Source organism: Tateyamaria sp. (genome assembly GCF_059783535.1).
Genome location: NZ_JBYNDP010000049.1, coordinates 1 through 21,084 on the forward strand (window position 1 = coordinate 1; position 21,084 = coordinate 21,084).

The following is a 21,084-nucleotide window of genomic DNA, read 5'->3' on the forward strand; positions in this document are numbered from 1 at the left end:
ATGCGCCATTTGCGCCACCCGCGCTTGTTGTTTCTGGCGACACTGTTGCCCCTGATCGCGGCCATCATGCTGACGGCCATGGCCATTCAACGGCCAGGGGATTGGAGCCAGGACAGGTTGATGCTGTCGACGGTTGTCAATCTTGAGCGGTTGGATGAGATCAACCGCCTGTCCACCTTTGGCCGTGTCCGGAACTGAGTTCAGTCAACCCGGAAGGCGGTATCATCAGGGCGATCAAGTTCCTGCATCGGCGGTTCAGTCGGCGCACTGATCCGGTGCATCAAAGCGCGTGCCAGGAAGTTACCTGCCTGATCGATATCTTCTTCCACAACCAGTATTCCTGACCGGAAACGACGCAGGAATGTGATCGCTTCCTTGGCGACCATGTCGAAATCCTGTTCGAGTACGAATCCCATTTTCTCCACTGTCGAGATCATCGTTACACAGCCCCCGATGCTGGGGGCGATCAGCCCATCTGGCCGGTCATCGCGTTCAAAGACGGGGATCATCGCCTGCTCGATCACCGGATTGTCGTTGTGTGCGTTCGCCCCTTCGATAACCGAAAACCGTACGCCGTATTCAGCGGCAGTGCGTGTTGCGCCGTCGATCATGCTCTGGGCGTAGGTCTGGTTTTTTGGCGGGGCCAGCATTGCAATGTTCTTGCGACCGCGACCTGCCAACGCTTTGACGGCAAGTTCACCGTAGCTGGTGTTGTCGTAGTCGAAATAGGCGTGCCGTGCGCAGTCGCCTGTTCGCCCGTGTGTGACAAACGGGAACTTGTGTTCGATCAGGTAGTCCACCCGTGGATCATTGGGCTCAATCTGGTTGATGATCAGCCCATCCGCACTGCCGGTTTCCACAATATAGCGGATGGGAACCATTGGATCTTCGTCCGGGAAGTAGGGTGTGATGATCATGTGATACGGGGTGCCGCGCAGTGCCGATGCGACCGAAGAAATCAGGCGGGCGGTGTGGTTCATCATGTCGTGTTCTGTCGACATGACGATACTGATCACATTGGTGCGGCCCGTGCGTAGGCGGACACCGGCGCGATTGGGTCGATAACCGATCTGATTTGCTATTTCCCGGATGCGCGCCTTGGTGTCCTTTCGGATGTCCGGTGCGTCTGCCAGTGCCCGTGACACAGTTGGGACAGCCAGGCCAGACAGTCGGGCGATTGTCTTTAGAGTCGGCCGTTCTCCGGGAGCAAGAGCGATTTTTTCGGGTGTCTCCGATGTGCCTGATTTGCTCATTCCGGCCCCCTCCCGGTGCGCAGATGCGATTCTGATCTGCGTCGCCTCGCGTTCTATCGTAGCGGAATCAATCCGTTACATGTTCGTCGATGATTAATTCGAGCCATAGCAAAATTCTAGCTTGATCGAAAAATCTAAATCGTTGTAGCAATTACTATAACGATTTAGAAGTCAGGGAGGACTCAAAATGAAAACAATCGCAAAACTGATGGCGTCCGCTGCGCTCTGCACGGCGTCCATGGCGCATGCCGGCGAACTTGAAGTGACGCACTGGTGGACATCGGGTGGTGAAGCCGCCGCAGTTGCAGAGTTCGCAAAAGCGTTCGATGCGACCGGCAACACGTGGGTTGATGGTGCAATCGCCGGGTCGGGTGGCACGGCGCGTCCGATCATCATCAGCCGCATTCTGGGTGGTGACCCGATGGGGGCCACACAGCTGAACCATGGCCGTCAGGCCGAAGAATTGATCGAGGCCGGTCTGATGACTGACCTCACCGAACTGGCGGAGGCAGAAGGTTGGAAAGATCTCGTCAATCCGTCCTCGCTGCTCGACGCTTGTACATTTGAGGGGCGCATCTACTGCGTGCCGGTGAACATCCACTCGTGGCAATGGATCTGGTTGAGCCATGATGCGTTTGCGAAGATTGATACACCCGTACCTGCGGATTGGAATGAATTTGCGGCCGCCGCGCCCAAGCTGGAGGAGGCTGGTATCGTGCCGCTTGCCATGGGTCAGCAGGGTTGGCAGCAAAACGGCGCATTTGGCGTCATGACCATTGCTATCGCGGGCCTTGATGCTTGGCGCAAGGTCGTCGTCGACAAGGACGCTGACACAGCGCGGGGGCCTGAATACGCGGCCGTGTTCGAGGCGGCGGTGGACGCGCGCAATTTCGCCGCAAATTCGAATGTACAGGACTGGAACCTGGCGACGAACATGGTGATCACTGGCAAAGCCGGGGCTCAGATCATGGGTGACTGGGCGCAGGGTGAATTCCAGATAGCCGGTCAAGTCGCCGGTGAGGACTACACGTGCCTGCCAGGTCTTGGTGTGAATGAAATTCTCGATACTGGCGGCGACGCGTTCTATTTCCCCGTTATTGACGATGAGGATACGAAAGCAGCCCAGATGGCGCTGGCTTCTACCCTGATTTCACCCGAGGTGCAGGTGGCGTTCAATCTCAAGAAAGGCTCGTTGCCCGTACGTGGCGATGTTGATCTGACTGCTGCAAACGACTGCATGCAGAAGGGTCTGGATATCCTGGATGCTGGTGGGATTATGCCTTCCGGTGACATGAACCTGACGGCCGACACCCAAACTCAGATCGAAGATCTGATGGCCGAATTCTGGACCTCCGACATGTCGGCAACTGATGCTCAAGAGCGTTACGCCGATATCATCGCGTCCGCCGACTAAGGGCGCACCTCCCAGCCACCTGCCCGGGCTGTACGGGCAGGTGCACACTGGCATGTAACGGGGTGTGTCATGTCTTCTTCTTCGAATGCGCGGAAGCCCTCGGGGCTGTTTCGCAACCTGTCGGCCAAGATCGCATCGGTGCCGATGGTTCTGACGGCGCTCGTCGTGTTTGTCGGCGGGACAGCGTGGACGGTGCTGTACTCTTTCACGTCGTCCAAGTTGCTACCCAAGATGAATTTTGTCGGGTTGGACCAGTATGAACGGCTGTGGAGTACGCGGCGCTGGTTGATCTCGATCGAGAATCTGGCCGTTTACGGTTTCTTCTCGATGATATTCACGCTGGTGATCGGGTTTACTCTGGCCGCTTTGCTGGATCGCAAGATCAGGGGCGAGGACGTGTTTCGCACGATCTTTTTGTACCCCTTTGCCCTTAGCTTTGTGGTGACTGGCCTCGCATGGCAGTGGATCTTGAACCCTGACCTGGGTGTTCAGAGCGTGGTGCGCGGCTTGGGATGGGAGAGTTTTACATTCAACCCGCTGAACAACCCTGACATCGTGATCTACGGCATTCTGATTGCAGGCCTATGGCAGGGCACCGGTTTGATCATGTGCATTATGCTCGCCGGTCTGCGCGGCATTGATCAGGAAATCTGGAAGGCAGCGCGCGTCGACGGCATCGGCACCGTCAAAACCTATATCCGCATCGTTATTCCAATGATGCGCCCCGTTTTCATCACGGCGCTGGTGCTCATCGCGAGCGGGATCATCAAGATCTATGATCTGGTGGTGGCTCAGACCAACGGCGGCCCTGGCATTTCATCCGAAGTGCCAGCCAAATACGTCATAAACTACATGTTCAGAGCTCAGAACCTGGGCCAGGGCTTTGCCGCCTCGACGATGATGCTGCTCAGCGTGGTCATCATCCTGATCCCTTGGGCCTATCTAGAGTTCGGAGGAAAGAAACGTGGCTGACGCAGTGACCCCTCGCGGCCCCAAACCGCGCCCCAGTTTTTCCCGCACCAACATCATGCTTTACGGAACGCTGATCGTCGTAGCGGCCTACTATGCATTGCCGCTTTATGTGATGATTGTCACGTCGCTCAAAGGCATGCCCGAAATTCGAGTAGGCAATATTTTTGCTCCGCCCGTGGAGGTCACCTTTCAGCCGTGGGTCAAGGCCTGGGCCGAGGCGTGCACCGGCATCAATTGCGAGGGCTTGAGCCGCGGATTTTGGAATTCGGTCCAGATCCTGATCCCCTCCGTGATCCTGTCCATCGCCATTGCATCCGTGAACGGATACGCGCTGGCGAACTGGAAGTTCAAAGGGTCCGAGGTGTTCTTCACCATCCTGATCGTGGGGGCATTTATCCCCTATCAGGTGATGCTGTACCCGTTGGTGATCATCCTGCGGGAGATGGGGCTCTACGGAAACATCTGGGGGCTGGTGATGGTGCACACTGTCTTTGGCATGCCAATCCTCACGCTGCTTTTCCGCAACTACTTCACCTCTGTGCCAGAGGAGTTGTTCAAGGCCGCTCGCGTGGACGGGGCAGGGTTCTGGGGCATTTACTTCCGTATCATGCTGCCCATGTCCCTGCCCATCTTCGTCGTGGCAATCATCCTGCAGGTCACGGGCATTTGGAACGATTTCCTGTTCGGTGTGATCTACACCAAGCCCGCCGACTACCCGATGACCGTTCAGTTGAACAACATCGTCAACTCGGTGCAGGGCGTTAAGGAATACAACGTCAACATGGCCGCCACGCTGCTGACCGGTCTCGTCCCCCTCATCATCTACTTCGCTTCTGGCAAACTGTTTGTCCGGGGCATCGCTGCTGGCGCGGTGAAAGGCTGATCCATGACTTCTGTACTTGTCAAAGACCTGACCCTGAAATTCGGTGCACTGACTGTGCTGGACAACCTCAATATCGATATCCCCGAGGGCGAATTTCTTGTTTTGCTGGGCGCGTCGGGATGCGGAAAATCCACCTTGCTGAACTGCATTGCGGGGCTGCTGGATCCCACGGATGGCGAAATCCACATAAACGACCGCAATGTCACGTGGGAGGAACCCTCGGGCCGGGGCATCGGCATGGTGTTCCAGTCCTATGCCCTTTATCCGCAGATGACAGTCGAAGGGAACCTGTCCTTCGGTCTCAAAAATGCGCGGATGGCCAAAGCCGAGATCAAGCAGCGCGTGGCCCGCGCTGCCGAGGTATTGCAGATCGAGCCCCTTTTGCAGCGAAAACCCGCCGCCCTCTCTGGCGGGCAGCGCCAGCGCGTCGCGATCGGGCGCGCGCTGGTGCGCGATGTGGATGTGTTCCTGTTCGATGAACCCCTTTCGAACCTTGATGCAAAGCTGCGCGCCGATCTGAGGGTCGAAATCAAACGCCTGCACCACAACCTGAGAAACACCATGATCTACGTGACCCACGATCAGGTCGAGGCAATGACACTGGCCGATCGGATCGCGATCATGAAAGGCGGGATCATCCAGCAACTGGATACACCAACCGAGATCTACAATCGTCCGCGGAACAAGTACGTGGCCGGTTTCATCGGCAGTCCCGAGATCAACTTCTTCGAAGGTGAGGTCGAACAAGGTGCATTCGCCACCGGCGGAGAGCGGTTTTCATTAGAGGGTTATGCGTTCCAAGGTGCCGTGACCGGGCGCGCTGCGTGGCTGGGTATCAGGCCTGAACACATTGTGTCCGGGGACGCCGCCAAAGACCTCCCCGTGACGGCGGAGGTGACAATCGACATCGTCGAACCGATGGGATCGGACACGCTGGCTTGGGCGACCTTGGCCGGAATGCCGTTGAGGATTCGCATGGATGGGCAAGCCGCTGTTTCGACGGGTGATCGCATTCTGATCGGTTTCGACCCTGCGCGCGCGTCGTTGTTCGACAAGACGACCGAGGAAAGGCTCTGACGCTTCATGCTTGACCTCAGTGGCCCATGGCACCTGTCGGATGAGACGGGTCAGTATACTGCGCCGATGATGCTGCCCGGCGACGGGATCAGCGCATTGCGGGCTGCGGGCGTTATCCCCGATCCCTACTGGGGCCAGAATGAATATGACCTGCGCTGGATTTCGGATCGCGATTGGCTGCTGACCCGGACGTTTCAGGCCACTGGACGAAACATGACGCTGGTCCTGTCGATGCTCGATACGGTTGTTGATGTGTCTTTGAACGGGCAGACCGTTCTGCAAGCCAGCAGCATGTTTCGCACACATCGCGTGGACGTCTCTGATGCGCTGATCCTGGGTGAAAACGTGATCACGCTCCATTTCCGATCCGCGCCGCGTGCGGCCAAGGCGCTTGCCGATGCCCAACCGTTCCCGGTTCCGTTTCAGGCTGATAATTGCCCGATCCCGCATGGCAACATGCTGCGCAAACCGGAATGCGATTTTGGCTGGGATTGGAACATCGCACTCGCGCCGTTCGGGCTGTATGGAGACATCCGGCTGGAACAGCACGGGCCGCGTATTTCCGGCATCGTGGTCTCTCAGGATCATGATGCGAGCGGGGCAACGATAACCGCGACGGTCCAGACTGAGAGCATTGCAGATGGTGCTGTTGTCTGCGCGTCCTTGTGTGGGCGCGAAGCACACGCGGCGGTCACATCCAACACGGCAACAGTATCGCTGAAACTTGATAGCCCCGAGCTTTGGTGGCCTGTCGGCCAAGGTGAGCAGTCAATGCACGTGCTGACGGTGGAGGTTGGCGACCTGACTGCAACGCGCCGCATCGGTTTGCGGGATATTCAGCTTGTAACGGCCAAGGACGAAACGGGCACAGGTTTTGCCCTGCACGTGAATGGGCGCCCCATTTTTATGAAAGGGGCGAACTGGGTACCGGCCGATGCTCTTGGCTCCGCCATTACGCCAGAGGCTTGCCGAGACCTGCTTCAGTCAGCTGTAGACGTCAACATGAACATGATCCGCGTGTGGGGCGGGGGCCGGTACGAGCCGGATTGGTTCTACGACCTTTGCGACGAGTTGGGGCTTCTGGTCTGGCAGGATTTCATGTTTGCCTGCCATTTGTATCCGGCAACAGATGACTTTCTGGCAGAGGTGGATGTCGAGGTGCGTGAGCAGGTTGCGCGTCTGAACCATCATGCTTGCATTGCGCTGTGGTGCGGTGACAACGAATTGCTGGGCGCATTGAACTGGTACGAAGAAAGCCGGCAGGATCGCGATCGCTATCTGGTTGCGTATGACCGGTTGAACAGGACGCTTGAAACAGCGCTGACAGAGACCGCTCCGCGCGCCATCTGGTGGCCGTCCAGCCCGTCGCCGGGCCCGATGAGCTTTGGCGATGCATGGCATGACGACCGGTCCGGCGACATGCATTTCTGGTCGGTCTGGCACGAAGGACGGGATTTTGATCACTATCGTGACGTGTTGCCACGGTTCTGCTCCGAATTCGGGTTTCAATCCTACCCATCCATGGACGTGATCCGGCGCTTTGCCGATCCAGCCGATTTCAATATCGCCGCTCCGGTGATGGAGAGCCATCAGAAGAATGCAGGCGGCAATGCACGGATTGCCGAAACGATGTTCCGCTATTTCCGTTTTCCGGTTGGCTTCGAGAACTTCGTTTATCTCAGCCAGGTCCAGCAGGCGCTCGCGATCAAGACCGCTGTAACCCACTGGCGCAACCTCAAACCGCATTCCATGGGTGCGCTGTACTGGCAGCTAAATGACACCTGGCCGGTGTGTTCGTGGTCCGGCCTGGACCACGGCGGGGGGTGGAAACTGCTGCACCACGTGGCACGCCGTTTCTATGCCGATGTTATCGTGTCGGCTGTTCCCACCGCCGACGGTGTGGAACTGCGTGTCATAAATGATCAGCCCGATGCCACGCAGGTTGTGGTCGAAGCCTTTGCCGTTTCGATGAATGGTCGGACGCGTACTGTAGGGACAACATCTGTCGACGCCTGCGTCGATACCGCAGTTTCGGCACTTGCTGTTCCGCACGCCGCTCTGAATGATGACGAGATTCTGGTGTTTGACTGGGGCGCGAATGACGGGCCGCGTCAATCCGATCACTTCGCCATGCGCCCTTACAAGGCGTATAGGCTCGCACCCGCCGGCATATCGACCGAAATTGCTGAACAGGACGGCCAATACGCTGTCACCCTGACGTCTGCCGCGCTCGCCCTCTACGTCGCGGTCGAGGCGGACAAGCCTGGACGTTTCAGCGACAACGCCTTTGATTTGCTACCGGGTCGACCTGTGACCATAGAGTTCACGCCGGCAGATCCGAGCGTGCCTACTGAATTCACGATCCGTGATCTTCATTCCGCCACTCACCACACATGAAAGGCTACCGACATGACCGCATTGTCATACCAGCTCTACAGTTCCCGTTTGTTCCCACCGCTTGAGGATACGCTCAAGATGCTGGCCGAGATCGGGTACGCGCATGTTGAAGGCTACAGCGCCCTGCTTGCGGACAGTGCAGGTGTCGATGCGCTTGAGCGTGGGTTGCAAGCAAACGGGCTGACGATGCCCAGCTGCCATGTTGGTCTTGATATGTGCGAAAACGACCCCGGTGCAGTGGCACAGCTCGCGTCGCGTTTTGGGATCGAAACAATCGTCATTCCATACATTCAGCCGGATGATCGCCCGACCACGGCGGACGGGTGGCGCAGCTTTGCGCAGCGACTGGCTGCGGTCGCGCAGGAGCTGTCGAAGTCCGGATTGAAACTCGCCCATCACAACCATGATTTCGAGTTCGTGCCGCTTGCCGACGGTGCCATGCCAATGGACCTGATCCTCGAAAGCGCACCAACTGTGCTGTTCGAATTTGATGTGGCTTGGGCCGTGCGGGCGGGTGCCGATCCCATGGTCCCCATTGCAAAATACGGATCGCGCATTGCGATTGCGCACCTCAAGGATATTGCGCCCGAGGGTGATGCCCAAGACGAGGATGGCTGGGCCGATGTAGGACACGGAACTATGGATTGGTCCTCGCTTTACCAATCGCTGCGGGCTGCAGGCACGCGACGTTTCGTGATGGAACACGACAACCCGAGCGACCACCGACGTTTTGCGCAACGTGCGTTTGACGCCACGCAGACATTTTGAGGGAGACGTCCATGCAAGGCATTGGAATCATTGGGTGCGGCAACATCTCGACAGCCTATCTGACGCTCGCGCCCCTGTTCAAAGGGCTGGAGGTGCGTTCGGTCGCGGACCTCAACATAGAGGCGGCCAAAGCGCAGGCTGAAAAGTTTGGGGTCCGCGCGCACAGTGTAGAGGACCTTTTGGCGGCGAACGACATCGACATTGTTGTGAACCTCACAATCCCCGACGCGCACTTCGAGGTGACACGTGCCATCCTGCAGGCAGGCAAGCACGCCTATTCGGAAAAGCCGATCGTGTTGACCCAGGCGCAAGGTCAGGAACTTCGCGCGCTGGCTGCTGCGCAGGATCTACGCATCGGCTCTGCGCCCGACACTTTCCTGGGTGGCGCACATCAAGCGGCGCGCGCGGCGTTGGATGCCGGTCAGATTGGGGACGTGGTCGCGGGGACCGCGCATGTGATGAGCCATGGGATGGAGCATTGGCACCCGAACCCGGATTTCTTCTTTCTGCCAGGTGCAGGGCCGATGCTGGATATCGGCCCATACTATGTGACCAACCTGATCCAGTTGCTTGGCCCAGTGCGCCGCGTCAGCGCGCTAACCACCACACCGTCAGACACAAGAACCATCCTGTCAGAACCACGACGCGGCGAAGTCATCCCGGTCAAAACACCAACCAACATCCATGCGCTGCTCGAGTTCCAGTCTGACGCGAGCATCACCTTGTCGACGTCGTGGGATGTGTGGGCACACCGGCATGGGCATATGGAGCTTTATGGAACCACAGGCAGCATGTTCCTACCTGATCCCAACTGGTTCTCCGGAGACGTTGAGATCGTGAGTGCGGAAGGTGAGACGACCGCCCTTGAAACCAATACACATCCATTCGGAATTCCCAATCAGGAAAACAACGGCGTTGCGAAGGCTAATTATCGTACCGCAGGGCTAGCCGATATGGCTGCTGCAATGAACGCTGGGCGACAACATCGCTGCTCACTAGAGCTGGCCTTGCACGCCGTGGATGTGATGACCTCGATCCTTGAAGCCGGGGAGCGCGGCGAAATGGTTACGCTGACCACAACTTGCGACAGGCCAGAACCGCTTACCGCAGATGCCGCGCAGGCCTTACTGAAGTAGAGGGCAGGTCAGGCGCTTTGTGCAGTATATGCGTTGAGCGCCACCTCGACCCCGTCGGACCAGATCAGCTGCAGCCATGTCTCAAACTGCTGACTGAAATCGGGGGATTGTGCCAAGTCCTGATAGTATTGGGTTTGTGCCAGCCACGCTTGGGGATTGGTTTTTGCCTTTTGGGCGGCTGTGGTCAGGGTTTCCCAATGCGGATCGTTGCTTTCAATTGCACTTCCGCCTTCTCGTGAGCCCGCGCACATGCGAGCCCAAAGCGCCTCGACCAGGCTAAGCCCTGCAATTGCACCGTTTGCCTGCAGTGCATCCCGCAGGATAGGTAGGACAAAGCCGGTGTGGCGGGATGAGCCGTCAAAGGCCACGCGACGTGTGGTGTCGCGAATGGCATTGTTGGCAAATCGCGCTTCGATCAGGTCGACGTAAGCCCCTGGTGTAAACCCGGGCACTTCGGCGACATGAGGTACAATTTCGTCCATCTGGACCTTGCGGAAAAACGTGCGCAGGGTCGGGTGGGCCATACAATCTGCAATGGTCTCCAGTCCCAACAACTCACCTGCGTTGGCAAGCACCTGATGGCCTGCGTTCAGGATGCGGATCTTCATTGTTTCGTAGGCATGAACCTGATCCGTAAAGATGGCACCAGCGTTGTCCCAGTCGGGTCGACCTGCGCAAAACGCATCTTCGATGACCCATTGGCGGAAGTTTTCATGGGTCACGGGCGCTGCATCCACTATTCCGAACTGGGCCGCCAATGCGATTTCGTTGGGGCCCGTGGCAGGCACGATGCAATCCACCATCGAGTTTGGGAACGCGGCATGGCTTTCGATCCAAGCGGCCAAGTCAGGATCTGTTGCTTGCGCCAGTGCCACGACGATTCGGCGAAGGATGTCGCCGTTGCCTTGAAGGTTGTCACAGCTTTGACTTGTGAATGGACCAAAGCCCGCGGCCTTGCGCTTTGATAGCGCCGCGACGATTGCCCCAAACGCCGTGCCGGGCGTGTTCGGATGGGCGATGTCATGCTGGATGTCGGGGTGCGCGAGGTCGAGCCCACCGGTCTGCGGGTCGATATAGTACCCCCCTTCGGTCACCGTCAGAGCGACGATACGAATGTCCGCACAAGATATGGTTTCAATCAGGGTGGCATTGTCGGCTTCAACCGGCAAAAAATCGATCATCGACCCAACCACCTCGGCCGAGGTTCCGCCAGGGTCCAGTTCGACCAATGTGGTCAAACAATCCTGCGCCAAGAGCCTGTCTCGCATGATGGCGTCGTTCTGGCGCACGCCTGCACCGATGATGGCCCAATCCTGTGCCAACCCTGCCTGCATGAGCCGGTGAAGATACCACGCCTGGTGCGCTCGATGAAAATTGCCGACGCCGATGTGGACGATGCCGGGCTTTAGTTTCGACCGGTCGTATTCTGGTCGCAAGACACTGCCGGGCAGCGCGGCAAGCGCCGTGTCCGTGAGGGGGGCGGCGGGCCGTCGTTCTGAACCATCTGCCATCAGCTCATCCATTGTCCGCCATCGACGTTGTAACATTGCGCGACGATGTATTCAGCCTCGTGACTGGCCAGAAAGACCGCCATCCCGGTCAGATCATCGGCTGTTCCCATACGGCCATAGGGGACGGCTGCGCCGACCTCTTTCTTTTTCTGGCCCGGTGCTTTGCCCTCGTATTTGGCAAAAAATGCGTCGACACCGTCCCAGTGCTCGCCGTCAACAACTCCGGGCGCGATGGCATTTACATTGATGCCATGTTCGATCAGGTTCAGGCCTGCAGATTGGGTCAGCGAGATGACAGCAGCCTTTGTTGCACAATAGACAGCAACGAGCGGCTCGCCGCGTCGACCGGCCTGAGAGGCCATGTTGATGATCCGACCTTTGATGCCGCGTTTGATCATGTGCTGCGCCACGGCCTGCAGGGTAAACAGCGTCCCTTTCACATTTATGTCGAACAAGCGGTCGAAATCGCCGCGCTCAATTTCGACAATCGGGGCAGCCGAAAACAGGGCAGCATTGTTGATCAGGATATCGATCTGACCGAACGTATCCACCGTTTGGGCGACGGCGGCATCAATGCTGTCTTGTTGGGTCACGTCCATTTCCACCGCGAGGGCGGCGCTTCCGATTTCCTCAGCTGCGGCTTGTGCACGCGCCAAGTCGATGTCTGCAATGGCCACGCGCGCGCCTTCGCGCACATAGGCTTGCGCAAAGGCGAGCCCGATGCCACGCGCAGCCCCGGTGATCAACGCGCTCTTGCCAGCGAGACGGGTCATGCGATCCGCAACCCTTCTGCGTCAAAACGATGGATGACGTCCGCTCGGGGCGTCAGATGCACGGTGTCGCCATGTTTGAACCCAACTTCACCATCAGCACGCACGGTAATCGTCTCGGCCAGTCCGGTGTTGTGGATGTGAAAGAATGTGTCGGACCCGAGGTGCTCGGATACGCCAACCGTACCCTGCCAAGGCCCGCCATCTGCGGATACCGTTATATGCTCGGGTCTGACGCCGATGGTCTTGGCACCGTGCTTTTCGGCTTCCGGACCCGCGATAAAGTTCATCTTCGGCGAACCAATGAAGCCGGCCACAAACAGGTTGCGCGGGGTGCGGTACAGGTCGAGGGGCGAGCCCACCTGCTCAATATGTCCGGCGCGCAGCACAACGATCTTGTTCGCCATGGTCATGGCTTCGACCTGATCGTGGGTCACGTAGATCATCGTTGTGGCGAGACGGTTGTGAAGCTCGGAAATCTCAAGCCGCATCCCGACGCGCAGTGCTGCATCCAAGTTCGAGAGTGGCTCGTCAAAGAGAAAAGCCGCCGGCTCGCGCACAATTGCACGGCCGATAGCAACCCGCTGGCGTTGGCCACCAGAGAGTTGCCCCGGCTTCTGCTCGAGGTAATCGGCGAGGTTGAGGATCTTGGCGGCCCCTTCGACTTTCTTGTCGATGGCGGCCTGGTCCATCTTTGCCATCCTGAGTGGGAACGCGATGTTCTTGCGAACTGTCATATGTGGATAAAGTGCGTAGGATTGGAACACCATCGCGAGCCCGCGCTTGGAGGGGGGCACCTGCGTTGCGTCCTCGCCATCAATCAGGATTTTGCCGGATGTTGTCTCTTCCAATCCCGCAATCAGGCGCAGGAGCGTGGATTTGCCACAGCCGGAGGGACCAACGAACACCGCGAACTCTCCATCCTCGATCGTCAGGTCCAGCGGCGGGATGACTTGGGCATCCCCAAAGCTCTTGGTCACGTTTTCAAGTACGATACGTCCCATTGGTTTTCCTCTTATGCGCTACCGCTTTGCTCCTTGAGCGCGGGCGTTCCTATTTCACGGCGCCAAAGGTGAGCCCTTGGACCAGTTGTTTCTGACAGAACCAGCCCAGCACAACGATTGGGCCAACGGCGGCGGCGGAGACGGCAGACAGGCGGCCAAAGAACAGCCCTTCGGGTGCACGGTTGCCTTCGATGAGTTTGGACAGCGTGGCGGCCTCGGTCGTGGTCAGACGGACTGTCCAATACGCCTCGTTCCAGCAGAAGATGAAGCAAAGAAGCGCAGTTGAGGCGATGCCACCCCAAGCCAGCGGGATCAGGATTTCCTTCACCTCGCCCCATGTGCTGACGCCATCCATCTGGCCAGCTTCAATGATGTCCTTGGGGATTTCCTTGAAATAGGTGAACAGCATCCAGACCACGATGGGCAGGTTGATCAGCATCAGCACCACGATGACCATGAAGTGCGTGTCAAAGAGGCCCAAGCTTTTCGTCAGGAATGTCATCGGATACAGCACCGCAGCTGCGGGAAGCATCTTGGTCGACAGCATCCACATCAGCACATCTTTGGTTGCCCGCGAAGGATTGAACGCCATCGCATAGGCGCATGGAATGCCGACAGCCAGCGCAAAGATCGTGGCAAAGACGGATGTGATGACCGAGTTGGTGGCAAACCGCCAGTAGTCGTAGTTTTCGGTCATGTTCAGGTAGTTTTCCAGCGTCGGTGTGAAGAAGAACAGGAATTCAGGCTTCACCGCGTCCGCGTCCGTCTTGAAGCTTGTAAGTATCAGCCAGAAAATCGGGAAGAAGAAGATCAGGCCCACGATCCAGGCCAGAACGGGCCGTCCATAGATGCTGAACTTTGTGTTGGTTGCAACAATGGCCATTGGACTTACTCCATCAATGTCTTGCCGATCATCCGCAGCAGGAAGATGGCAACAATGTTGGCAAGGATGACGGCAAAGATACCTGTGGCGCTGGCTGCACCGATGTTGTTGTTGGCGAACTCGCCAATCAGATAGGGCAGGTTCTTGTTGCCATTGCCGCGGCTTACGATCTCGATCTCGGCGTACAGCGACAGATGGAAAATTGCCTGGATCATCACCACGATGGCGATGGGCCGCGAAAGGTGGGGCAGGGTGAGAAAGCGGAATTGGGAGAACGTGCCTGCACCATCAAGAACGGCGGCCTCTTTCTGCTGCTGATCTTCGGATTGCAGTGAGGTCATGAAGATCAGAACCGCAAAGGGCGTCCATTGCCACGTCACCATGATGATGACCGCATAGGCTGACGTTTGTGTGGCCCGGAAAGAGATGGGTTCAATTTCAGGCCAGAGCGAGAAGAACCAGCCGATACCCGGGGCCCCTTGCAATGACGCGATCAGACCATTGATGCCGTTCACGGCCAGCCCCTGCAGGCCGAGTACCGGATCGAGGATCATATTGATCCACAAAACCGCGTTCACGGCAGGCATCACAAAGAAGGGTGAGATCAGCAGAACCCGCACAATCCCTTGGCCGGGAAACGCCTTGTTGATCATGACGGCTATGAGGACGCCCAGGATCACGGTCAGGAACAAGATACTTCCGACGATCAGTAGGCTGTTCTGAATGGCAAACAGGAAGTCCTTGGAATTCAGAACAAATTCGTAGTTGCCGAAGCCACGCCAGTTGCTGAAGCTTGGAGTGGTCCACTCCGGTCGCCGCAGGTTGTTCAATACGTAGCGGATGAAAGAGAAGTAGAGCGTCAAGCTCAGGGGAACCAGCATCCAGATCAACAGCAGCACGACAGCCGGTGTTTGAAGGAGGCGGGGAAGCTTTCTGTCAGACATAACCCTAGACCCTAGCACCGCGCCTGTTCAGCGATGCCGCATTGGATGTTGATAGCGATTTACGAATACCAGCCTAAGCGATTGTGGGGCTTGCGTAACCCCGATGCACCATGTGCCGGGTTGGGTGGGAGGCCCGGATGGCGGGCCCCCCGCTAAGTCTGGGAAGACCTAGTAGTAACCTGCTTCGCGCATGACCGAGTCTGCGACCTCTTGTGCAGCAGCAAGTGCATCTTCGACTGACTTGGCGCCTGACAGTGCGGCCGACATCTCTTGGCCAAAGGCGCTGCCGATTTCCGGGAATTCCGGGATCGCGACGAACTGAACGCCAACGTAGGGCTTCAGGTCGGTTGCGCCGGGTGCGGCGGAGTCGATTGCAGCCATTTCGGCGTCAGCAAACTTCGCAACAGCCTGGAACTCAGGGATCGCGTAGGTCGAGGCGCGTTGACCTGTCGGCACTTTTCCCCAGCCAAATTCTGGGTGGTTGCCAACGGCTTGCACGTAGTCCTTGGACGTTGCCCACTCAATAAACGCTTTAGCTTCTTCTGCGTTTTCAGTCCCGGCAGGAACCGCCATCGCCCACGCCCACAACCAGTTCGCACCAACCGGGTTACCGGCATTTGGCGACTGTGCGTATGCGACATTCGGGTTCTCCAAGAACGACGCCGCAATTGTCGCGTCGATCCACAGGCCACACTTGTCTTCGTTATAGAGGGCCAGGATTTCGTTGAACGAGTTGCCTTCCGAGCCCGGAGGGCCGTAATTGCTCAGCAGGTCAACATAGAAGCTGACTGCTGCGTTCCACTCGGGCGAGTCCAGTTGCGGTTTATAGTCTGCATCGAACCAGCGAGCGCCAAACGAGTTTGCAACTGTCGTGATAAAGGCCGCGTTGTCGCCCCAACCGGGCTTACCACGCAGACAAGCGCCGTAGACGCCGTTGTCAGGATCGTGCATCGCAGCGGCAGCGGCCTTGACGTTCTCCCAGCTGTCGTTGTCAGCAATCGTGACCCCAGCCGCATCGGCCAGATCCTTGCGATACATAACCATCGAGCTTTCACCGTAGAAAGGTGCTGCATAAAGCTGCCCCTCGTAGCTCAGGCCTTCGCGCATCGCGGGCAGGATGTCGTCGACATCGTAGTCGGCGCTGAAGTTCAGCGGTTCGATCCAGCCGGCCTGACCCCAGATCGGTGCTTCCTGCATGCCGATGTTGATGATGTCGTACTGACCGCCGCCGGTTGCCGTGTCGGATGTGACCTGCTCGCGCAGCACGCCTTCTTCCAGTGAAACCCATTCAAGTGCGACGCCCGTTTCTTCGGTGTAGGCTTCCGCAACTTTCTGCATGTTGATCATGTGACCGTTGTTCACGATCGCGATGGTGAGCGATTTTGCATGGCCGTCTGCCAGCGCGCCCGTTGCCGTGACAAGCGACAATGCTGTCGCCGCACGCAGTGCGTTCTTCAAGTACATCCGACTCCTCCCTTTATTGGATGTTACAACCAAACGCTATCCGCAGACTTATCGCCGCGTCAATTTATTTTTTACGCGCGTAAAGATTTTGAGCAAAATGTCGGAAACCAAGGCATTACGCAGAGTCTCGCATGATCAAGCGCGCCGAGAACAGCGTTTCTTCCCGGCTTTGGAAACGTCCTCCTGATTCGATCAGGCGGAACAATGTCTCTACTGCATGACCCGACACGCTGCCGTAGTCATGGGCTGCAGTCGTAAGGGACGGGCAAGTGTAACGCGAGAACGGATGATCGTCGTGCGACGCAACGCGCAGATCGTTACCGGCGCTGCGCCCAACCTTATAACCGGCCTCGAAACAGGCCGACAAAAAACCAATAGCCAGGCGATCATTGCTGCACAGGACCGTATTGGTGGGCAGCGCCTGCCGGTCGAGAATATCATGTGCCCCTTTGCGTCCGATTTCTTCAAATGCCCAGCCGGAGCCATCGACCTGCATCACATGTGGTTCCAGTTGCAGTCGTTCCATCATGTCCAGATAGGCGCGACGGCGTTTGTTTGCGTTCGGGTTGGCCGGATACTTCATTTCAAAAAAGCATGGCGGTTCGCCTGTTCGGCTTAGGTATTCCACGGTCTGCGACACGAAGCTGTAGTTGTCGGACCCCACAAATGCTTCGCCCATCCCCTCAATGTTGCTGTCAAACAAGACCGTAGGCACATCGCGGCAAAAGGTTTCGATGGCCGACTTGTCCGATAGTCGCCCGAGGGGTGCCAGCAACACGCCAGCGGGTTTGAGAGAGCGCAGCGTATCCAGAATGTCCTTTTCCTGATCCGGTTCGCCGTGTGAGCTGAAAAGAGAGGGGGAAAACCCGGCTTCGATACACCGCATTTCGATAACCCGAACGATTTCGCCAAAGAACGGATCAGCAAGGTACGGCACAACAATACCGATGTTCTTGGTCAATTGCCGGTTTTGGTTCATCGCGTAGATATTCGGGCGATAGTCGTATTGTTCGATGGCCGCCTCAATTCGCGCGCGTGTTGATGCACGGACGCTGGTCGGGTCGTTGAAATACTTGGACACGGTCGGACGAGAGATGCCGCTGACCGATGCGAACTCTTCCATATTCCTGATCTTGCGTTCGCCCATGTCGCACTCCGTCCTCCGCCGTGCCAGACAATGCACCTGGCTCAAGTCAGTTGGACGATAGGAAAAAAACTTTGCGCGCGCAAACTGCCTGGTTCCGGTGCGCGCCCAGTGCATGCATTTGCGCACCACCCCAAAGCAGAATTACGTCTACCCGGCAATTTGCACCGACGTTTATATTTGGACAGCCCAATGAAAAGGAGATGGTTCATGCGCACGTTGGACGACATTCTGGCTATCAGCGCAGAGCGCAAAGGCGGTGAAGACTTTATTTTTACCGGTTTTGAGCCGTCGCTTGCGCCGGATGCTTTGTCAGAGATTCCGGATAATCGTTGGCTTGCAGAAATGACGCGCTCCATTTTTCAGGCTGGGTTTAACTGGAAGGTCGTGGAACGTATGTGGCCCGGCTTCGAAGAAGCGTTTCACGGCTTTGATGTTGGACGCTGCGCAATGATGAGCGAGGATTGGTTTGATGAGCTTTGCGCGAACAAAGCCATCATTCGATACCCGCAAAAAATTCGATCTGTACAGCAGAATGCCGTCTTCATTCAGGAACAGGCTGCGATCCATGGAAGCTTTGGCAAAATGGTCGGCCAATGGCCTTCACAGGATTTTTCGGGCCTTTTGGACCTCCTCAAAAAAGAGGGTTCGCGGCTTGGCGGCACAACAGGGCAGTACTTTCTCCGCTTCATGGGCGTGGACGGTTACATTCTGTCGCGCGACGTCATTGCGCGCCTGGTCGCCGAAGGTGTGGTCGACAAGCCTCCGACGTCAAAATCGGCGATGAAAGCTGTTCAGGAAGCAATGAACGCCTGGGTCGATCAATCGGGGCGTTCACTGAAAGAAATCAGCCGCATCCTTGCAACCAGTTGCGGTTAGCCTGGTATTTGACGGAATTGCCCTTCATTTAGTTTTTGAATGCAACCGGTTGCAAAATGCAGCGACTCGCCTATCATCGCGGTCGTCGCCAGCCGGAGACTCAGTCCGAGGAGAGACGGTTTTCGGTCGGCGGTCCGGCAAAAAATGGCGTGATCCGGACACGCAACTTGGGAGGAAACCATGAAGAAATTTATGACAGTAGGCGCGCTGGCGATGCTGATGGGTGGTACGGCGATGGCCGAAACCATTGGTGTTTCGGTCGCACGTTTTGACGACAATGGCCTGACCATCATGCGCAACGGCATGACCGATCACGTTGAAACGCTGGATGGCGTCGAACTGATCATGGAAGACGCGCAGGATGACGTTGCGCGTCAGTTGGACCAGATCAACAACTTCATCGCATCGGGTGTCGACGCGATCATCGTGAACGCAGTCGATACCAACGCCACCGAGGCGATGAGCCAAGCGGCTGCTTCGGCTGGCATACCGATGGTCTACGTGAACCGTCAGCCCATCAACATGGACACGTTGCCTGAAGGCCAGGCCTTCGTCGCCTCGAACGAGATTGAATCCGGCACGTTGAAGGCCTTTGAAATCTGCAAGAACCTGCGCGCAGCGGGCAAGTCAGGTGGTGCAACGGCATACATGTTGATGGGTCAGCTTTCGAACCAGGCGGCTGTTCAGCGTTCCAAGGATGTCGAGGACGTTCTTGGCATGGACATGTGCAACTTCATCACCCTGATTGATAGCCAGACGGCCAACTGGTCGCGCGACCAGGCGCAAGACCTCATGACCAACTGGATTTCGGCAGGCGAGCCGTTTGACGCAGTTTTTGCTAACAACGACGAAATGGCCATTGGAGCGATCCAGGCGATGAAAGCGGCTGGCATCTCGATGGATGACGTCGAGGTGGGCGGTGTGGACGCCACCCCGGACGCGCTGGTGTCAATGCAAGCTGGTGACATGGACGTAACCGTGTTCCAAGACCTCGCAGGTCAGGGCGCCGGCTCCATCGACACGGCAATCAAGCTGGCGAATGGCGATGACGTCGACAAGACCGTCTTCATCCCCTTCAAGCTGGTTACGCCGGACAACGTGTCCGAGTTCCTCCAGTAACTCTGCGACCGGTCGGGCAGCTATGACGCGGCCCGACCATCCAACACCCTGACGAAAGAAGCGGCCTAGGCGGCTGCTTAAGTGGGAGGCATCCATGGCCGACGCATCGCATGGCACGGGCGGGCTGACATTCGACAGCAAGCGACGGGCCTGGCCAAACGAGCTCAACATCTTTTTTGCGCTGATCCTGATCATCTTCGCCTTCGAGGCGGCGGGCCAATTGCTGCCCTACATGAACGGGCAAAGCTTTCTCTTCGACACACGCGACCGGTTCGACAGCATCTTCAACGAAGCGCGGCTACGCATCATTATCCTGCAGGTCGCCATCATCGGCATCATCGCGCTGGGCGTGACGCAGGTCATCATCTCAGGCGGTATCGACCTCAGCTCCGGCCCGCTTGTCGGGGCAACGGCGATGATCGTTATGTCTTTCGCCCAAACTGAGCTGGTCAACGGCGGCCCAAATCCCAAGGCGGTGTTCGGTGACTGGGCCTTTGACCTGCCTCTCATTGTTCCATTGATAGTCGGGCTCAGTTTTGGAGCGTTCATCGGCGCCATAAACGGCAGTCTCATCGCGTACACCCGTATTCCGCCATTCATCGCGACGCTTGGAATGTTCCTGATTTGCCGTGGCATCGCGCAGGCATGGACCCGCGGCCAGCCCGTGTCATTCCCGACCGAGAGTTACTCTCTCATCGGGAAAGGTATGATGCCTGTCTACCTATTCATCGCCTTGGCGATCCTGTTCCACTTCATCCTGAAATACACCGTTTACGGCAAACATACCTATGCAATCGGCTCGAATGAAGATGCCGCGCGGATGTCGGGCATCAACGTCAAACGGCACAAGGTGCTGGTTTATATGATCGCTTCGATGCTTGCGGCCTTTGCTGCCATCGTGCTGAGTTCAAAGAACCTGACGGCGCAGTCTGGCATGGGCATCTTCTATGAACTCTATGCCATTGCCATGGCTGTGATCGGCGGCGTTAGCCTGACCGGGGGGCGTGGGTCGATCATCGGCACCGTTCTCGGCGCCATGGTCTTCGGAGTCATCCAATCCGGGTTCACCTACATCAAGCTCGACGCCTTCTATCAGCTGATGGCGATGGGTGGGATCATCATTGGTGCGGTTGTGTTGGACAAGGTCCGGCAGGAACGCGCGGCATTGCGAAGTTGAGGGAAAGCACCATGAGCGACGAAATTGTTCTCGAAACGCGCGGACTCACCAAGCACTATGGCGGGGTCCATGCTCTCAACGACGCTAACTTCACCCTCAAAAAGGGTGAGCATGTGGCGATCATGGGGGATAACGGCGCAGGCAAGTCCACCTTTGTCCGCCAGATTACCGGGGTCGAACAGCGCACGCGCGGCGACATCATGTTCTACGGTGAGCCGGTGCATTTCGGCGGTCCGCTTGATGCGCGCGAGGCGGGGATCGAAACCGTGTTCCAGACGCTAGCGTTGGC

19 protein-coding genes and 1 pseudogene are annotated in these 21,084 nt (G+C 57.4%); 12 read left to right on the plus strand and 8 right to left on the minus strand.

Translation table 11 applies throughout. The features are described from left to right. Window positions 1–198, plus strand: a pseudogene (locus AC6RA8_RS11255) (M56 family metallopeptidase); the annotation flags it as partial. A gap of 2 nt (window positions 199–200) precedes the next feature. Here AC6RA8_RS11255 and AC6RA8_RS11260 read toward each other — a convergent pair. Continuing rightward, window positions 201–1,253 carry a LacI family DNA-binding transcriptional regulator gene (locus tag AC6RA8_RS11260; protein WP_500352848.1) on the minus strand — a complete coding sequence of 351 codons (1,053 nt, stop codon included), beginning with the start codon at window positions 1,251–1,253 and terminating at the stop codon, window positions 201–203. 187 nt (window positions 1,254–1,440) lie between these two features. Here AC6RA8_RS11260 and AC6RA8_RS11265 point away from each other — a divergent pair, with 187 nt between their 5' ends. The 7 genes from AC6RA8_RS11265 (at window position 1,441) to AC6RA8_RS11295 (ending at window position 9,900) form a co-directional block, all read left to right on the plus strand. Beyond that, window positions 1,441–2,667: an ABC transporter substrate-binding protein gene (locus AC6RA8_RS11265; protein ID WP_500352849.1), complete on the plus strand. Its 1,227-nt coding sequence runs from the start codon at window positions 1,441–1,443 to the stop codon at window positions 2,665–2,667. A gap of 69 nt (window positions 2,668–2,736) precedes the next feature. Continuing rightward, the gene (locus tag AC6RA8_RS11270) at window positions 2,737–3,639 is read left to right on the plus strand and encodes a carbohydrate ABC transporter permease (protein WP_500352850.1); all 903 of its coding nucleotides are present in this window, start codon (window positions 2,737–2,739) and stop codon (window positions 3,637–3,639) included. Continuing rightward, complete coding sequence (locus AC6RA8_RS11275; RefSeq protein WP_500352851.1) at window positions 3,632–4,522, plus strand: carbohydrate ABC transporter permease; 891 nt, start codon at window positions 3,632–3,634, stop codon at window positions 4,520–4,522. Before AC6RA8_RS11270 ends, AC6RA8_RS11275 begins: the two co-directional genes overlap by 8 nt. Before the next feature lie 3 nt (window positions 4,523–4,525). Continuing rightward, window positions 4,526–5,599, plus strand: a complete 1,074-nt coding sequence (locus tag AC6RA8_RS11280) for an ABC transporter ATP-binding protein (protein ID WP_500352852.1) — start codon at window positions 4,526–4,528, stop codon at window positions 5,597–5,599. A gap of 6 nt (window positions 5,600–5,605) precedes the next feature. After that, window positions 5,606–7,996 carry a beta-mannosidase gene (locus AC6RA8_RS11285; RefSeq protein ID WP_500352853.1) on the plus strand — a complete coding sequence of 797 codons (2,391 nt, stop codon included), beginning with the start codon at window positions 5,606–5,608 and terminating at the stop codon, window positions 7,994–7,996. Between the two features lie 12 nt (window positions 7,997–8,008). Continuing rightward, entirely contained in the window at window positions 8,009–8,764 is a 756-nt protein-coding gene (locus AC6RA8_RS11290) for a sugar phosphate isomerase/epimerase family protein (RefSeq protein WP_500352854.1), read from the plus strand. A gap of 11 nt (window positions 8,765–8,775) precedes the next feature. After that, window positions 8,776–9,900, plus strand: a complete 1,125-nt coding sequence (locus AC6RA8_RS11295; protein ID WP_500352855.1) for a Gfo/Idh/MocA family protein — start codon at window positions 8,776–8,778, stop codon at window positions 9,898–9,900. Between the two features lie 8 nt (window positions 9,901–9,908). On the opposite strand, the gene AC6RA8_RS11300 is transcribed toward AC6RA8_RS11295, so the two are convergent. From AC6RA8_RS11300 to AC6RA8_RS11330, 7 genes are all read right to left on the minus strand, one after another. Then, window positions 9,909–11,411, minus strand: a complete 1,503-nt coding sequence (locus tag AC6RA8_RS11300) for a mannitol dehydrogenase family protein (protein ID WP_500352856.1) — start codon at window positions 11,409–11,411, stop codon at window positions 9,909–9,911. Then, window positions 11,411–12,184, minus strand: coding sequence for an L-iditol 2-dehydrogenase (locus AC6RA8_RS11305; protein ID WP_500352857.1), 774 nt, complete (start codon window positions 12,182–12,184; stop codon window positions 11,411–11,413). Before AC6RA8_RS11305 ends, AC6RA8_RS11300 begins: the two co-directional genes overlap by 1 nt. Next, window positions 12,181–13,185: an ABC transporter ATP-binding protein gene (locus tag AC6RA8_RS11310; protein ID WP_500352858.1), complete on the minus strand. Its 1,005-nt coding sequence runs from the start codon at window positions 13,183–13,185 to the stop codon at window positions 12,181–12,183. The genes AC6RA8_RS11305 and AC6RA8_RS11310 overlap by 4 nt, the downstream gene beginning before the upstream one ends. Before the next feature lie 49 nt (window positions 13,186–13,234). Next, the gene (locus tag AC6RA8_RS11315; protein WP_500352859.1) at window positions 13,235–14,068 is read right to left on the minus strand and encodes a carbohydrate ABC transporter permease; all 834 of its coding nucleotides are present in this window, start codon (window positions 14,066–14,068) and stop codon (window positions 13,235–13,237) included. A 5-nt stretch (window positions 14,069–14,073) separates the two neighbouring features. Then, window positions 14,074–15,012 (minus strand): carbohydrate ABC transporter permease, encoded by a 939-nt coding sequence (locus tag AC6RA8_RS11320; RefSeq protein WP_500352860.1) that lies wholly within the window; start codon window positions 15,010–15,012, stop codon window positions 14,074–14,076. A 168-nt stretch (window positions 15,013–15,180) separates the two neighbouring features. Beyond that, the gene (locus AC6RA8_RS11325; protein ID WP_500352861.1) at window positions 15,181–16,476 is read right to left on the minus strand and encodes an ABC transporter substrate-binding protein; all 1,296 of its coding nucleotides are present in this window, start codon (window positions 16,474–16,476) and stop codon (window positions 15,181–15,183) included. Window positions 16,477–16,591: 115 nt separating this feature from the next. Beyond that, window positions 16,592–17,623, minus strand: coding sequence for a LacI family DNA-binding transcriptional regulator (locus AC6RA8_RS11330; RefSeq protein ID WP_500352862.1), 1,032 nt, complete (start codon window positions 17,621–17,623; stop codon window positions 16,592–16,594). 207 nt (window positions 17,624–17,830) lie between these two features. Between AC6RA8_RS11330 and AC6RA8_RS11335 the strand changes: the two genes are divergently transcribed. From AC6RA8_RS11335 to AC6RA8_RS11350, 4 genes are all read left to right on the plus strand, one after another. After that, complete coding sequence (locus AC6RA8_RS11335; protein WP_500352863.1) at window positions 17,831–18,499, plus strand: DNA-3-methyladenine glycosylase I; 669 nt, start codon at window positions 17,831–17,833, stop codon at window positions 18,497–18,499. 180 nt (window positions 18,500–18,679) lie between these two features. Then, entirely contained in the window at window positions 18,680–19,618 is a 939-nt protein-coding gene (locus AC6RA8_RS11340) for a sugar ABC transporter substrate-binding protein (RefSeq protein WP_500352864.1), read from the plus strand. 94 nt (window positions 19,619–19,712) lie between these two features. Further along, window positions 19,713–20,795 carry an ABC transporter permease gene (locus AC6RA8_RS11345; RefSeq protein WP_500352865.1) on the plus strand — a complete coding sequence of 361 codons (1,083 nt, stop codon included), beginning with the start codon at window positions 19,713–19,715 and terminating at the stop codon, window positions 20,793–20,795. An 11-nt stretch (window positions 20,796–20,806) separates the two neighbouring features. After that, window positions 20,807–21,084 (plus strand): ATP-binding cassette domain-containing protein (locus AC6RA8_RS11350; RefSeq protein WP_500352866.1); only part of this gene is annotated, 278 nt, incomplete at its 3' end.